Origin of the sequence: Pseudomonas sp. BP8 (assembly GCF_017875955.1) — a bacterium.
Taxonomy (GTDB): Bacteria; Pseudomonadota; Gammaproteobacteria; order Pseudomonadales; family Pseudomonadaceae; genus Aquipseudomonas.
Genome location: NZ_JAGINK010000001.1, coordinates 3,631,281 through 3,645,454, shown reverse-complemented (window position 1 = coordinate 3,645,454; position 14,174 = coordinate 3,631,281). Strand labels below are relative to the sequence as shown.

12 protein-coding genes and 1 pseudogene are annotated in these 14,174 nt (G+C 54.7%); 3 read left to right on the top strand and 10 right to left on the bottom strand.

The genetic code is table 11. The annotated features are described in order from the left end of the window. The first annotated feature begins 83 nt into the window (after positions 1–83). The gene (locus J3B00_RS16015) at positions 84–896 is read left to right on the top strand and encodes a DUF262 domain-containing protein (RefSeq protein ID WP_245362571.1); all 813 of its coding nucleotides are present in this window, start codon (positions 84–86) and stop codon (positions 894–896) included. A gap of 61 nt (positions 897–957) precedes the next feature. Here the strand turns inward: J3B00_RS16015 and J3B00_RS16010 are convergent, their stop codons facing one another. Continuing rightward, positions 958–2,025 carry a UvrD-helicase domain-containing protein gene (locus J3B00_RS16010; protein ID WP_209868603.1) on the bottom strand — a complete coding sequence of 356 codons (1,068 nt, stop codon included), beginning with the start codon at positions 2,023–2,025 and terminating at the stop codon, positions 958–960. Continuing rightward, positions 2,018–3,622, bottom strand: a complete 1,605-nt coding sequence (locus J3B00_RS16005) for an AAA family ATPase (protein WP_209868601.1) — start codon at positions 3,620–3,622, stop codon at positions 2,018–2,020. The genes J3B00_RS16010 and J3B00_RS16005 overlap by 8 nt, the downstream gene beginning before the upstream one ends. A gap of 354 nt (positions 3,623–3,976) precedes the next feature. Here J3B00_RS16005 and J3B00_RS16000 point away from each other — a divergent pair, with 354 nt between their 5' ends. Beyond that, a complete protein-coding gene (locus J3B00_RS16000) occupies positions 3,977–4,573 on the top strand; it encodes an HNH endonuclease (RefSeq protein WP_348635954.1) in 597 nt (198 codons plus the stop codon). Between the two features lie 91 nt (positions 4,574–4,664). Here the strand turns inward: J3B00_RS16000 and J3B00_RS15995 are convergent, their stop codons facing one another. The 4 genes from J3B00_RS15995 to J3B00_RS26675 all read right to left on the bottom strand — a co-directional run bounded on the left by J3B00_RS15995 (position 4,665) and on the right by J3B00_RS26675 (position 11,054). Next, a complete protein-coding gene (locus tag J3B00_RS15995) occupies positions 4,665–5,849 on the bottom strand; it encodes a hypothetical protein (RefSeq protein ID WP_209868599.1) in 1,185 nt (394 codons plus the stop codon). Between the two features lie 139 nt (positions 5,850–5,988). Then, entirely contained in the window at positions 5,989–6,363 is a 375-nt protein-coding gene (locus J3B00_RS15990) for a hypothetical protein (protein WP_209868597.1), read from the bottom strand. Between the two features lie 4 nt (positions 6,364–6,367). Beyond that, on the bottom strand, positions 6,368–10,657 hold the full coding sequence (locus J3B00_RS15985; protein ID WP_209868595.1) for a hypothetical protein: 4,290 nt from the start codon (positions 10,655–10,657) through the stop codon (positions 6,368–6,370). 187 nt (positions 10,658–10,844) lie between these two features. Further along, a complete protein-coding gene (locus tag J3B00_RS26675) occupies positions 10,845–11,054 on the bottom strand; it encodes a hypothetical protein (protein WP_231386188.1) in 210 nt (69 codons plus the stop codon). Positions 11,055–11,199: 145 nt separating this feature from the next. Here J3B00_RS26675 and J3B00_RS15980 point away from each other — a divergent pair, with 145 nt between their 5' ends. Continuing rightward, positions 11,200–11,610, top strand: coding sequence for a helix-turn-helix transcriptional regulator (locus J3B00_RS15980; RefSeq protein ID WP_209868593.1), 411 nt, complete (start codon positions 11,200–11,202; stop codon positions 11,608–11,610). Positions 11,611–11,727: 117 nt separating this feature from the next. Here the strand turns inward: J3B00_RS15980 and J3B00_RS15975 are convergent, their stop codons facing one another. From J3B00_RS15975 to J3B00_RS15960, 4 genes and pseudogenes are all read right to left on the bottom strand, one after another. Continuing rightward, the gene (locus tag J3B00_RS15975; protein ID WP_138217796.1) at positions 11,728–11,937 is read right to left on the bottom strand and encodes a hypothetical protein; all 210 of its coding nucleotides are present in this window, start codon (positions 11,935–11,937) and stop codon (positions 11,728–11,730) included. Between the two features lie 88 nt (positions 11,938–12,025). After that, the gene (locus J3B00_RS15970) at positions 12,026–12,220 is read right to left on the bottom strand and encodes a KTSC domain-containing protein (RefSeq protein ID WP_281076067.1); all 195 of its coding nucleotides are present in this window, start codon (positions 12,218–12,220) and stop codon (positions 12,026–12,028) included. Between the two features lie 149 nt (positions 12,221–12,369). Further along, positions 12,370–12,954: pseudogene (locus J3B00_RS15965) on the bottom strand (PAS domain-containing protein); the annotation flags it as partial. 104 nt (positions 12,955–13,058) lie between these two features. Further along, on the bottom strand, positions 13,059–13,985 hold the full coding sequence (locus J3B00_RS15960; RefSeq protein WP_209868588.1) for a LysR family transcriptional regulator: 927 nt from the start codon (positions 13,983–13,985) through the stop codon (positions 13,059–13,061). Positions 13,986–14,174 lie beyond the last annotated feature (189 nt).

The window sequence follows — 14,174 nt, the reverse complement described above, 5'->3', positions numbered from 1 at the left end:
TCAGCGTAGCTTTGAGTTACGCACGCACATGATTTTCCAGACGAGCGGAACTCAGGTGAAGGGGCACTTAGGTGGAGGAAGGCTTGGTTGCTGACCAACATTTAGCAATTTGCTATTTGATAGAAATTAAGCAATTGGTAAATGTTCGGTTTCAAAACGGGCCCTGCTCTTTCTTCGCATTGCTCAACGCATCTGATATGTTATCTTTGCGACATCGTCGAAGACCCCAAAATAATTTCAGTAGAAATGCCCAGGTGGTCTGGATATCCCCTTTCAGTAAAAGACAGTCAATGCTCACATCAAACGCAGTATTCCAACGGCTCAGCGGCGCTGATGAATCCGGCAGTGTTCGAATGCCTCAAAAGCAGCTCGACGCGACCCTGTATATGTTCCAGGTCGACATGCTTGCAGTAAACCTCGAAGCATACTCAGCAGATCCCGCCCGGGCTCGCGCCAAGTACCCATGGGCAACCCGGTTTGCCATGGGTCATCCCCTCGCCCCCTGGCAGCGGTCTGCAGTTTGGACAGAGGAGCAGCAGGTACGGTTTATCACATCGATCTGGATGGGTTCAGACCTTGGGTCGTACTTGGTGAACGGATGGTATGAGTTCGCCGAAGGCGGTGCTTACGAGCTGAACAGCGAGGGTTTGCTCGATGGCCAGCAGCGGCTCACAGCTCTGGAAGGTTACCTACTTGGGACATTTGGTGTACCCGATGCGGATGGGTGTGTGCGGTATTGGGCGGAGGTCGGAGACAAGGAGCGTAAGCGTTTCTTGGCGATGCCTTTCGCTCAAGCCCGGGTGCATTCTGGTGATGAGGCTGCGCTACGTAAGGTTTACGATCTTCGAGCCTTCGGTGGAACACCACATACTGAAGATCAGCGCGCTTCAATGTAGCCCGTTTATGAATGGTGGCGCCGATATGGCCGCCACCCTTTGCATTTGTCTCTTGAAGTAGTCAAGGCTCCCAGACTGGCAGCGTCGACTTGCCCGGCTTATCTATTACGATTGCCAGGCTCTGTTTTGCACGCGTTGCTGCTACGTAGAACGCGGCCGCAGACATAGCTTCAAGGCACGCTTCCTTCTGGATGAAAGCTGCGATGGGCCCTGTAGGCACGACTAGCACACGCTCGAACGTAGCGCCTTTAGAGACCTTGAAATTCATGAAGTCGAGGGTGAACTCCCTCCCCGATGCCACTGTGGCACGAAGGCATTGCGGCCGGTACCGCTCTACGTATTGGTCAACGTGCTTCGAGTGCACTAGGAACACACCGTCATGGTCAGAGACCTCGTGGTTCTCCGAGGTTGTGCCAGGAAAACCCCAAGACTCATCAAAAATGGTGTCAGAGAACGTTGCGATCTCCGTCCGACACCGATAGGTGACCGTCGCGTAGTTGATACTCAACAGTCCACCGTGCTCTCGCTCCTGAAACCATTCGAGAGCGCCGGCATAGCCATACTGCTTATTCTTCTGTCCCCTCGGGTTGGTCGACAGCACGGCCTGGCGAACATCACCGACCATGCGAACGTCGATTCGGGACTGCAGCAGATCATGGATGATCTCCCAGTCGTACCCACTCAGATCCTGAACCTCGTCGATCAGAATTTCGTCGTAGAGATGCTCTAGGCGACGAAGCAACGCAGGTGTTTCTGCCATTAGCTCGCGCGCCAGGCGGCCGAGCTCGCAGCCGTAGACCTGGTTGCTTTCATCCATGAACCTTTGCTTGCCCTTGGCGAACCTGTAAGGGCGCCCTTCGAAATTGAAGCCCCCTACCCGTTCACCGGGGAATTTCACCGGCAGGAACGGCTTCGCAAAGTGGCGAAGCAAAAACGTGTACCAACCCAGCACCTCGATGTTGTGGAGATCACCAGCCTGTGCTCGTAGACGTTGGGAAAGCTCTTGCTGATTTGTCTGGGTAAACGTGGCGACAAGGACGCGGCGATCACTGGGCAGTCCTTTGCAGTGATCTACGAGGCCCTGGGTTTTTCTCCCGCCGGCGACCGCGAGTGTCAGATGGTTAGGCATCGTGAATAAACTCCGCCGCGGCCTTCATATAGGGAGGTGGGCTGAGGGCTTCGTCAGACTCGGCGATTCGAATCGCTCCCTCCGTTTTCTCACGTTTCATCCACGTTGCCAGGTCGGCTGCATCGGTGATGCCGAGAGTTTTGCGCAGCTGAGGTTCGCCATTGGCAGTAATGAGTTGAGGCTCAAGAGTCGCGCCGTCGGCTACCGCCCCAATGAAGAGATCTCTGCGCTTTGTTTCCAGCCACTGCTCAACAGGCTTACGGAGCTCAGTCGGGTCAATGCCATCATTGTCGCGCATGACGGCGACTGGCTTGTTGATCGCAGCGCAGAGCTCAAGGCATCGTGCCAGTGCAAGTCCACGCATGCTGATGACATCAATGCCATGGGCCATTGGTCGAGCGCCAAAACAGTCTTCGTAGACACGTTCAAAAATGATCTCGTCAGATGGCCCCTCTACCAGGACGACCTTTTTCGCTAGCACGAGGCGGAGGGTGTCGTAGCCTGGAAGCTTTTGAAAGTAGCTCACCGTTGTCGGATCGAGCTCCGTGATTTTGGCCGCGCTGCTGCGGTGGAGTAGTAGCAACGCGTTAAGGCCGAGTCGATTCAACACGTAGGTGCTATGAGTTGGAATGAAAAGCTGCTGCTCCTCCGTGGCCAGGTCTTCGATACGGTTGAGAAGTGTCGTTAGGCTGGTGTGTGAGAGGTGGTTTTCCGGCTCCTCGATCATCACGATTTTCACGCTTGAAGAGTGCCGCTTCATCGCGAGGGAGATCTTGATTGCGGCTTGCTGCCCTTGGCCAGCCATCGCGAATGGAAGGCCATCGACGTGAGGAGTGACCACGCTATCCCAGGATGTCCTGGACGTTTGATCCATTGCCAGCGCCATAGGCTCAGACTGCAGCGCAGCGCCAAGCCCCTCGAGCCGCTTGTTCACCGGCGCCAGCGCTCCTTCAGTCATGGATGCTTTCACGCCTCGATAGTCCAGCGAGATTTGCGCTTTCTCGGCTGACTCCAGGTGATCGCTCAGGATTTGTCGAAGGTGGTAGTCAACCCCAGCAGCGGACTTGACCGTCAGAGAATCGATCGTGGCCACCGACAGCGCCCGCGGGCGCCGAGTGAGCTCGTTGTCAGCAAACGACCGCCATTCATAGGTGTAATACTCAACGGGCAGCAGGAGTGAAGGATCCTTGAGCCACTGATCCAGCTCGTCCTGGTATTCCTCGTTCGGGAAAATGGAGAGGAATACCCCTGGGCACACGTTGGTCGGCACGTCCGCATTCACCGCACCGAGTAGTACCTGCAGATCAGCTATGTCCTGCAGGTAAAGCTCGATCAGAATCTCTGGGAGCTTGGGCGTCTTCCCTGCATTCCGGAGTGCCAGAAATTCAGCCACCATTTGAGTGTTGAACCAGTGCGGGTTCAATTCTTCGAGGATGCCCCGTCCACCTATACGGCCGTTCAGCGCCAGCGAAATGGCTTCCATCAATGTGGACTTCCCAGCGTCATTGTCACCGACCAGGATGTTTACGCCCGGGTTGGGCTTGAGCTCGAAATCTTTGTAGATGCGGTACCCACGGATACGGATTTTTGTGATCACAGTCGACGTTCCTTGGCGAAGTGCGGTTGCATGGCGCTTTGATGGCCACGCGTCCTGATGCTATAAGCGAAGCGCTAACGTTGTCGACTCCGTCACGTTCTGTACGTCCCTCGCCACCCCTTCCGGCACTCCACGCCCAGGATCTGTGTATGACCACTCCGTACTATCCAAGCCATCGAGTCCAAGGGCGCGACGTGTAAAAATTGGACTTGGAGCTGGTCGTTTGTAAATCACCAGGAGCGCAAGATCATTTTTGGCGCATGGGATATCCACATAAGTGGCGGTCGTTCACTCATCCTCAGCGAGGATTGGGAAATCGAGAATGGGCGTCGTAACCATGGTTATCCGCAGAGCGTGGAGCATCTCAGGCTGGTTGGCGAGGAAGGATACGAACTCTATACGTTCAAGATTACACACTCAGATGAGCGCCAGGATGAGGACGGTGCGGGCCCTGCAAAGATCAAAGATTTTGAGCGCTCCATCATTCGTAAGTGGCTACTGAAGCAGGATGGCGAGTGGTTTGCGTGCGACGAGCCACCGATTCCAGCACTCCCTGAAGAGGTCAGTCAGCCCGAGTTGTACCTTGAGGGCGCCGTCCGAGAGGTCAAGGTTAATGCCTATGAGCGTAGCGCTCAGGCTAGGGCCGCATGCATTGATCACCACAATGCGGTTTGCGCTGCGTGCGAATTCGACTTCGGACTGGTTTATGGCGAGGTTGCCGAGGGGCTCATCCATGTCCACCACATCGTTCCTCTGAGTACGATCGGCGCCGAGTACAAGCTTGATCCGATAAAGGATCTGATCCCGCTGTGCCCGAACTGCCATGCGGTGGTGCATCGTGGATCCGAGGTCATGAGCATTGAAAAGCTCAAAGAGCACCTAGCCGAAGCAAAGCGGCGCTCTGCCCTAACGGCCCGACCTCAGGCTTGTAACGCGGTTTTTAGAATGTAACGTGACCGATGTTACATTCCAGAAACTACGTTACAACCCCCTAGCCTCCGGCTTCAGCACGAGAATCAGCCCCCCCCTCAGCTTGGCAAGCTTATTGGTCAGCCATCGCCGCGACATATCCGGCGATCTGGAGATTCTCGATCAGCCATAGCGCCTCTTCTATGCTCATGGGAAAGGCTCTGTTGTCGATGCTGATACATGGAAGGCCTACGTCTTCATCAAGTGCGATGAGTACGCGGTGATAGAGAGAGGCGCTTGCAGATGGTGCATTGCTCTGAAAGTACGCAGAAGCGATGAACTCGTAACCTCTCTTGTTGCCGGTATAAATGTCCATGGGCTTTGCGCCAGCGCACCCTGCCCGTTCGTGGATAAATTTATGCCATTCTAGTGAGGCTGCAAGCAGCGCTAGAGTCGCTTCATCAAAGTGCTGAAACCCTAGCTCATAGTTGGTCGCTAGCAGTATGGTGAGATTTTTGGCGATTTCAGCACAGTTTTGTGCTGAAAGATGATGATGTGAGCCATCCATGTCCAGTATCACATGTTTTTTTGAATTTTTAACAGCTACAGGGAACTTGCCGCTTAACCCATATCCGTGCCATTCAAATTTGCGGAGGTTTTTGAAGGCCTCGCCGCCAACCGACTGCTCATGAAAATTAAAACTTGGGCGGCAAGAATTTTCGACCACGGCGGAAGGGTCGGAAACGTTATGTCCGACAGCCGCTTCTACCTGGGCTTTGAGGTATCCAGCAATCCAGAGTTGTTCCACCAACCTAGAGGTCTGAGCTATATCCAGTTGAACGATTTTGCTGTCATAAGAAATCACTGTTCGATTCGAGTCGATACCTGCGGCTATTTGTACCGCGTGATAATTCTGAGTGCCGGGGGGCGAGTGAAGGCCACGGAAATAGCCAGCAAAAAAATATTCATGCTCTGTCCGCCAGTACACGTGGCTTCTCAGCATGTCCTCTTCCTCGGAGGTCGTTCGTATCTCTATCAGTCCATACCATAACTTATAGTTTTTAAAGATCAGCGCTGCTTGCCGGCACGCTTCAGTATCGGATGTTCCAGCTAAAACTTTGACTGTTTCTGCAAGAATGCAAACCAGCATCCCACATTGTTGGGCGGTTAGATCATGCGCGAGGCCATCCATAAGAAGGCGGGCATGGTCGTCTTCGAAATCTATCGATACTACAGCACAGTTAGAGGGTGTGTTTTCATCAATTTTCGTCTCGGAATGATGTTCAGGGGTACCGCTGGCCCAGGCTTGCTTTTGCATAAGTATCTCAATAAGCTCATTTATTATAATTACGGCTCAAACCTCCTAAACCTTTAGCCGGAAATCAAAAATAGTTAAATTAAGCTGTCTTGTATGAGCAAAAGAGACATTGCGACTACGAAACATTAGGCACGTAAGCTCAGTCGGAACTGGCCGCATCCCGATGTGCCTGAAGATGAGTCATCTCCCTCCCCCATTCCTCGACGAATTTCTCCAAATCATCTAAGTATGGGCCCGCGGCAACTCGGGTAGACCCAACGCTGGCTTGGGCAAATCGCTCCCGCCAGGGCATCGGGATCGTGTGCTCGTCAACGACCAAGCGGCCTGAAGATCGAGGAGAGGTAGTGACCAGGTCGAGGAGATGTTTGCAGGACAAGGCCACGTCGCAAAGGTCGCGCTCGATCAGATCCAGCTCCTGGAGGACAGCTGCCGCTTTAGGGTCGCCAGGGCGGAGATCGGATAGAGCCCAAAGCAGCCGCCGCAGTTGACGCTCGCCTACTGTGGAATCGGCCATGGTTTTACTCCTCTTCGCTCAAGCTGGCTTTCGCCTGGTTGGCGTTGATGGCTTTGGCTGCCGCCTTCCCTCCTCGCTTGGTAAGGTCAATTCCGACGACCTTGATGTCAGCAACACCGGGATACTTAGGAGCCAGGGACTTCCATTCATCTTGCAGAGCGATGACGAGATCGTCAAAAGCTAGTCGGCCCTTCGAGGTCACCCAGAGCTCTCTGCTTCCTTGATTCACCACAAGGAAAATCCCACACGTAGACCGTGTGTCACGCAGGTAATCACCACCCAGTTGGTTCTCCAGCCGTTCGAACAACCGCGAGCCAGGCCATTTGTCCGCAAGCTTGAGTTCAATGGGCACAGGCCCATCAAATCGGGTGCTATGCAGTCTGAAATCCGGACGTTTGTCGTCTGCGAGCTGCTCCTCTTGTGATATGACGTAGCGGCCTGCTGCACGCTCTCTACACCAGTTTCCGATGTGTTTTCTAAGCGTATTCTCTTGACTAGCTGGCAGCAGGAGTTCTGCAATGCTTGAGTCACCATTCTCAAGGTCGTGCTTCAAATCTTGAAGGCGGTCAATTGCAAGGCTCCACAGCTCGCGGTGGCTAGCCGGTATCTTTTCAAGCCGGTTCTGGAAGTCGACAACATCCGCTGGCTCCCAGGGCGTGGATTTCGAATCAGCTGTAGCCCTTTGCTCTGTGTAAAACGCGCTCCATGCTCGAAGGCGTGGTACAGGATGCTCTCGGGCAATCTTCTCAAGCGCGAGGAAAGCTTCGTGGCCAGTGGTGTCCCGAATGATGTTTAGGAGTCCATTTCTTGCGTCCTGAGCGTCATCGCGCAGGCCAGGTGAGTAAACGCCCTTTCCTAAGCGATTGATGTCGTCTTCAACCCTAATCTGCTTGCTCGCTAGTAGATACAACTCCGCAGCGTGGTGAGGGGCTTTGTACTGTTGGCGGCAGCGGCTTCCGTTGCGGTTACCTGCGATAACCGTCAAGCAGAGCATCACGAGCCTCGTCTTGTCCTCGTCGAATGTCATTGCTTCAAGGTGTTGCGCTAGAGCTGGGATTGCAACGATTGGCTGCGTCCCGATCCAAGCAGCAAACCAGGTTGCCGCTATCTCGGGCTCGCTACAAGGGAGGGGCATTACACTGGCCAGCCTCGAGATCGCGTCATCAGCAATGGACGAATCGTTCAAGATGCTCAGCGCCAGCTGCAGGCCCGTGACGCTTCCGACTGGGTTCTCCAACCGCGAGATCAATGACGGGGCGATATGGTCGAACATCCAGTCACCACCCCTTCGTACCTTTTCCAGTATGCAGTGGTGGCGCGAATCACTTGGAGCAGCACTCAGTTCGCTTTCAATTTCCTGGAGAGCGAGTGTCGCAACGACATCAGAATGGTAGGAGAACAGACTCGATAGCCAGGTCGGAAAGCTGTAGAGATCGAGCAAGCCAAAACGCGCTGCGACATCAGCCTCAGCGACTGTCATCTGAGAAAAGAGAGTTGGGAGCTCTTTGGCCTCTATCGCGAGCCCAGTTAGGCCGAGCGACACAGTCGCTGATGGTACAAGGGCGTGCCCTCCTTCGCTTGGCAATTTCTGAGGCGCAGTCCTCCAGAATTTGATGGCTCCTTCCCGGAATGCCTTGGCGATCGGCTCTCCAAACTCTGGAATGAGGGACGCCCAATCACCCTGTGACTTCTTGCCCGTACCTGTGACCAGTGAGCGCATATGAAGGTCAAGGGTATGTTGGGCATTGGTGATAGCGCCTGGTGTGGCGGAGCCAAGTAAGCTTATAAGATTTCTGGCCAAATGCTCCTTCCAGGCCTCCCACTCCTCTTGCTCCTTGGCTGCTTGACGTTCCTGCTTCTCCTTCAGCTCCGCTTGACGACGCTCAAACCTGGTCATCTCGCTGGACTGAGGTTTGCTGATGAACTCCAGTTTTGAACAGAGCTCTAGACGGCCATCGCACGCGGTTTCGAGTTGCTCGTGCCAGGAGCCTGGACGACCGGCTTCCTGGTAGATGTGAAACGCCAGACTCAATGCCATGAGTTGGTCATCGAGTTCTGTTTTCTGGGTAATGTCAGCGCATGCACGCTCGAAATTCTGGGTGTTGTATGTCCAAATATGCTGGAAACCGCCGAGATCCCAAGTGTCGGCAATAGCCTTCTCCGCGCTTTTACGCGTTTCGATGACATCATGCCAGAACAGCTGATGATCCATCTCCGGCCACGTTGGTACGACTTCCCTCACCTCAGTGATCGCACTCCTGTCTGCAAGGTCGTTGTAGCTGTCTAAGCGAGAAAGCTTTCGCAGCACAGAAAGCACGCGCGGTGCCATAGCCCTCGCATCGTTGGCTTTCAGGAGGCGCAGCGCGGCCTGAGCTGCAGGTTCTGCCAGCCAGGAGAAACGTTTAGAGATCTCGCAGTAGCCGCGATCAATTGCGGGAGCCTTGTCAAAAAGCTCATCGACGCCCTCAAGGAATAGGTGGAGGAACTCTGTTGGGCATGCGTCTATGATCTCGGAGATCGCGAAAGCGAGCTCATCGCTGCTGCTGTAGGTTGGCTTACGTGCAGAGCGTGCCAGAGAGTCCAAAAGCCACTGAGTCCACACCTCGTCCATCGGCAGGTCTTCTATCAGCTCTGCCAAGCAGTCACGCCCGAATTTGGAGGTTCGCGCCAGCATCTCTATTCGCAGGCTAGCGACGTCATCTGCAGAACCTGCCTCTTTGACTGCGCGGATCGCAGCCACCTTTACGCGGGCGTCCCTGGTGTTGAGGGCGTACTCCCTGGCTTCAGGAGCTAGGACATCCATCTTGGCCTGGGCAACCATCTCAAGCAGGAATGAAACGATGTGGCTGTGCTCGCAGTATTCGGCAAGAAGCTCTTTTATGACGTCCGCGAGATCAGTGTGCGCGAACAACTGCACGGCCGTGTGCTCAGTGACTGTCCAATCATGTGCAGGTCGGGCCAGCGCCTTACACACCTGCTGAAGAATTACGCGCCTAGAGTCTCTCGGGAGATGTTTGGGATCACCGTCCTCAAAGAAAATCTCTGGAGCGACACGGATGGCCCGCTCTCGGATGCGCTCATCAAGCAAGGCGAGCCACGGCAACACAGGTCGCATCGTTGGTTCTATGACCTCACGGCCATACTGGGTCTTGAAAAATAGGCCTTCGATTTTGACGCGAGAAGCTTCGTTCAGGAGTTGATGGTGTAGCCACTCCGCAGTGAGGTACTCCCGGACGGAGCGATGGTGAAAGCGCGTAGTGCCATAGATGCCTTCATCGAAGATAGGCCGGCTGAGCAGCGCCTCGCATTCAGTCTCAGTCCAATCGCCGAGAATCCCATCTAACGGCATCCCTCGGGTGTTTCGGTTTCCATCAGGAATTCGAATAGCGGATGTTTGGGCCAACGTAGTAGCCAAGGCGACCAGTCTGGCACCGCGGCGGAGCTTGTTTGGAGCTATTGGCTTCGCATGCGATCTATTCGGGTCGTGCTCTAGGAGCCGCCTTTCAATGCTGCTGAGCATCAGCTCGTAGCGAGATCCAATCTTAACGTTAGATTTCCAGAAGATGACGAGCTCCAGGAAGTCCAACGGACGCGTTGTGAGTGCGTTTGCTTCGGTTCGCTCAATAGCAGTTCTGAAGCTGTCAACATCCTCGACGCCTGTAGCTCTCAAAAAAGTATCAATCTGCTCGCCCTGGATGTCATCTAGGGTGACAAGCATGAATGGGCTTGCGGTGTCTGTACCTTCAGCTGCGTCACCGGAGCTGGGTGCGAACGGAAACTCTCTTTGGCAGAGCGCAAGATCAGTTTTAGGGCGCCAGGCGGATAGCCTGCTGGTGATAACGATGTGAGCGTTCTCACCAGCCTTCTTTGCGTACAAGCCAATCTTTCGTATGGCTAGCTCGAAATCGAGTGGGCTTCGCAGCTTCGCCTCATCAACTGAATCCAGAAGGATCCATCCCTCCGCTCCTGAGATGCACCAGCTAATGAATTCATCATGGGTGCCCTCTTCGAAAGCGCCCTCGAAGAAGTCTTTGACGTGCTCTATCCGCAGAAAGAATGCCGGCTTTCCTTCGCTCCGGAGCTGGCGAGCGACATTCTTAATCTCCTCGGTCTTACCTGAGCCTGCCTCGGATAGCAGAATCACACGGTGATGAGTTAAAAGGTCAGGCCAAAGGAGATTTCCTGCTCTGCTGTGCCTGGCATTCAGGTCTGCGTCGTCGCTGACGTCTGCATCCAGAACAATTTTCGAGAAGGTACGATTGAGTTGAGTGAAGGCGTCCGAGTGCCCGTTCATAGGTGGATCTCAAGCAGGTCAGGTGCAGTCCCGAACTGGGCTGCAGAGGCTCTGCCATCCTACCTGAATTGGCGCCAGCATCGGTGCCCTCCGCAGTTGTGCAACCAAGTTCCGTGAGCGCCAGCTTGGTCGACTCAACTACACCTGCGATGGGGGCTACGCGCTTTCCTTGGTACCGCAGCGTACGCTAATGGCGAGTCGGAGACAGGCCCCCGAGCGCTTCGAGTTGGTAATCGGTGACTGTCTGAAATGCGTGCTCAGCCTCGATACGAAGACGCTCCACCTCAGCCTCAGGCTTCCCATCCGCTTTCGCTTGATCGTATCGCTTCATGGCCTCTATGGCCTGCTGATAGAGAGGGTCATCAGGGAGGGCTGGTTGCTGATTTTTTCGCTGCATATTCTTAATCTCATATTGCTTCTGCGCTGCGAACGGAAGGTGCGGTGTTGCCTCTAGATGCGAGTGACCATTTTCCAGCCATGATAGGCTACAGGCAGGATACGTAGCCCCCTATCAAAATGGCCAAAAACGCAGAGAACGAAGCATGACGCTCAAAGCCTCCTTCGCCAACGTGCTTCGTGCACTGCGCAGCAAGCGTAATATCACACAGCGGGACTTTGCTGACACGACCAGCCGCACCTACCTATCAAAGCTTGAATTAGGGAAATCAAGCATCACTCTGGACAAGCTTGAACAGATCAGCAGTCGGCTCGAGCTGAGCCCGTTGACGCTTCTCACGCTGACACTAAGCGAGGACACTGGAAGGTCAGCATCGGACTTGATGTCAAAAATGCGAGCCGAGCTTGATGAGCTTCAGCATGATGGTGGCTTGCCTGGACTGAGCATCAAGCTGGAAGATTCAAGCACAATTCAATTGCCTGGTCGCCGCCAGTCCCGCGCAGTTAAACCCGGGGAGCAGACTTCAGTGCAGACCGAGTTGGCCTTCACGTACTAACAGGCTCAGACAACGTGAATGCTAGCGTTGGGGTGTTTGCTGTTACCAAGCAGGCCGTAGTCAGCATGACGTATCAACCAGCGTGACCAAAGACTTGGCCGACCTTCACCGCTGACGCTAGTGCACCTGCCGGCGTAAAGTGCCGGCTTTGTGCAGCTGGAAGTCGATCACGGTCTGATACAGATGATCAGCTTCAAGGCGAAGGCGCTCAATTTCTGCTGCAGGCCGCGCTTGAGCCTGTGCTTCGTTGTAGGCCCGAATTGCTTCCAGCGCTTCCCTTAGCAATGGTTCGCCTGCTTCCGCCATTCCCAGAAGTGTTCTCTTCATTTTTGGAAGCTCAAGGTCACTATCACCACCACTATTGCAAACGCTGTCGCGGGGAAATCCTAGACGATGGGCAACAGTTGGCTGACGATCAGCACTGATAACGGTCGCGGATCACCCGATCATAATAAGCTCCCACAGATCCGGCGCTCATTAACCCTCGATGAACCTCCGGAGGTACACCGCAGAAGTCATAGGTACGACCTTGCTTGAACGCGATCTTCATTCTACGAGTGTCTGCGTCGTAGCCAACGGCTGTGATGGCTGAAGATCGAACAGGTACCATTTGCATGACTTCCTCTCTCCCATGTGTGGCCATCTCTAATGACGTTGATACTAGCCGAGTACATACTCTCACAGCCATCGCGATCTGCTCGCAGACCACCCTTGAAAATTTCGCCTTCGTATGCACTAGCAGTCCCTAAGCAAGGCATTGCCGATGAGCTGGGTAGCTCCATGGTTCGCAACAAGGAGCCGGCCTTCCAAATCTTTGGCGTAGACGACTCCAGGCACTGCAGCAGTAAAAGTCCTGAGTAACGCTGACATCCTGTCGCGCTCCGCTTCGGCAGAGCGGCGTGACTCGATGTCCATGAGGATCCCAGGGAAGCGTACAGCTTGGCCTTCAGAGTTGAGCTCGGCGCGGCCATTGGCCTCAATCCACCGATAGCTGCCATCCTTTTGCCGCACTCTGTACTCACACCGGTATGCTCCACCACGATTCATCGCTTCCTGGATGTCAGCGGAGACAAGATCACGGTCATCAGGGTGAATTGAGGAGAATGCCTCTTCGATCGGAATGCCGACCATGCACCTGTCCGCCGGCAGCCCGAATGATCGGGAAAAACGCTCACCGGCGGTTACTCGGTTTTCGGGAATGTCCCACACCCATGTTCCGATGATGGCGCCAGCATCGAGTGCCAGCTGCAGGCGCTCAGAAGCGGTCGTTGGAAACGCTTGTTCATGATTGGGTGATGCCGGAGCATCAAAGGTACCTGAAGTCCCAGGGCCTTCGCGATCCATAAATTACCCCTTCTCTTACGCGCATGAGCGACGAGCCACTGGATACGGTATTAGAGCGTGATGATTGAGCCTGGGCGAGTCAGACTCTCATTGCTTCCGCTCTGTTAATGAATGAGTTCCTCGGCAATCACCGCCAGCTGGCTCCCGACCTTGTCCTTGAGAACCTCAATGAACCGGGTGATCTTAGCGTCAGTGAACTGCCGTGATGTGTACACCGCGTACACGTTCCGCTCTTCAGTAAAGTAATCGGGAAGCACACGGATCAGTTTTCCCGCCCGCAGATCGTCGATAGCTGCAAAACCCGCCAGCAAGCCGATACCCGCACCGCTTCTGACAGCGACAGACATGGCCTCCATGTCATTCACACTGAAGCCTGGCCCGCTGGGGATGAACTTTGCATCGCCCATTCGCCTCTTGAGCTGCCACTCATCTCGCGCGTAGTCCACGGTGCCCAGCAAGAGACATTGATGATCAACCAGGTCTGCAGGTGCTTCGGGCGCTCCATGGTTCGCCAGGTAATCGGGCGAGGCCACCAATACGCAGTGGCTGACTCCTATTTTCTGGCTCACATAGCTTGAGTCTGGCAGCACCCTAGCGATCTGAATCGATACGTCCAACTGGTCTTCCAGTAGATTCGGCATGCGCTGCGAGAGCATCAAGTCGACCGTTACGTCACCAAACGCCTTGCGGTACTCCAGTGCGGCCTCAGTAACAAGGTGTCGACCTAGGCCAGGCACACAATGGACGCGGAGAGTGCCTCTTGGTTGGAGCAATGCGTTGCTCGCCTCTGCTTCAGCGTTTTCGAGGTCGGCCAGGATAACGGTACAGCGCTCGTAGAATCGTCTTCCCGCATCGGTGACCGACAAGCGCCGAGTGGAGCGCTGGAGCAGGCGTGTATCGAGCATCTGCTCGAGCGCCGACACCGCCCTCGACACATTCCCCACCGTCGAGTCCAGGTGATTGGCCACTGCAGTGAAGCTACCCATCTCAACGACCTTCACGAACACCGACATATTAGAAAACTTGTCCATCGCCCTCTTCCCTTAGGCCGGCTCATTCAGCTTTCACTGTGTGCAAATCGGTGCGCTTTTTAAAGCTATTTTACCTTTCTGCACAACAATCATTCCCTTCAGCTGGGCTAAATCCTTCTCGGCGACCTCCATAGACTCAATTCCACGGGCCGGCGCCAGCCACCGTCTACCAAGTCCTGCGTAGCTTCG

Bases quoted from the DNA above. Each gene is read 5' to 3' on its own strand.
- J3B00_RS15970 (WP_281076067.1), bottom strand. From the start codon at position 12,220: ATGGTACCTGTTCGATCTTCAGCCATCACAGCCGTTGGCTACGACGCA.
- J3B00_RS15995 (WP_209868599.1), bottom strand. From the start codon at position 5,849: ATGCAAAAGCAAGCCTGGGCCAGCGGTACCCCTGAACATCATTCCGAG.
- J3B00_RS15980 (WP_209868593.1), top strand. From the start codon at position 11,200: ATGACGCTCAAAGCCTCCTTCGCCAACGTGCTTCGTGCACTGCGCAGC.
- J3B00_RS15975 (WP_138217796.1), bottom strand. From the start codon at position 11,937: ATGAAGAGAACACTTCTGGGAATGGCGGAAGCAGGCGAACCATTGCTA.
- J3B00_RS16010 (WP_209868603.1), bottom strand. From the start codon at position 2,025: ATGCCTAACCATCTGACACTCGCGGTCGCCGGCGGGAGAAAAACCCAG.
- J3B00_RS15990 (WP_209868597.1), bottom strand. From the start codon at position 6,363: ATGGCCGATTCCACAGTAGGCGAGCGTCAACTGCGGCGGCTGCTTTGG.
- J3B00_RS15985 (WP_209868595.1), bottom strand. From the start codon at position 10,657: ATGAACGGGCACTCGGACGCCTTCACTCAACTCAATCGTACCTTCTCG.
- J3B00_RS15960 (WP_209868588.1), bottom strand. From the start codon at position 13,985: ATGGACAAGTTTTCTAATATGTCGGTGTTCGTGAAGGTCGTTGAGATG.
- J3B00_RS26675 (WP_231386188.1), bottom strand. From the start codon at position 11,054: ATGCAGCGAAAAAATCAGCAACCAGCCCTCCCTGATGACCCTCTCTAT.